Annotated in this window: 1 pseudogene; it reads right to left on the minus strand. The window is 54.3% G+C overall.

Going from position 1 to position 311, the window contains the following annotated elements:
- Positions 1–290 (minus strand): annotated as a pseudogene (locus tag OGY72_RS00795) (site-specific integrase); the annotation flags it as partial.
- Positions 291–311 lie beyond the last annotated feature (21 nt).

A 311-nucleotide genomic window follows, 5' to 3' on the forward strand; every position in this document is an offset into this window, starting at 1 on the left:
TCTCTGCTCAACCGGTGCTTTGTCTGGAGTGTGACCATTCTGGTCTGGGCATAGGTATGTCTGAGCCCGTGAGCTCCTTCCGACCAGCCCAGTTGACTCTTTGCGCATCGGGTCCATGCGCTGCTCCAGCTGTGGCCGCCTCCGATGTCATAGTAACTCTTGTAGAACACACCTCTGTCCATGACCTGTTTTGGTTCCGGATGCCGCCGTAACTCCAGCATCTCTGCAAGATGGTACGGCAGCACAACTTCACGGATCAGTCCGCCTTTCCCTGCCACGGTGTATTTCATCCCATCTAATCCCAGAAATTT

This window comes from Citrobacter sp. Cpo221 (assembly GCF_030332345.1).
GTDB lineage: Bacteria > Pseudomonadota > Gammaproteobacteria > Enterobacterales > Enterobacteriaceae > Citrobacter > Citrobacter portucalensis.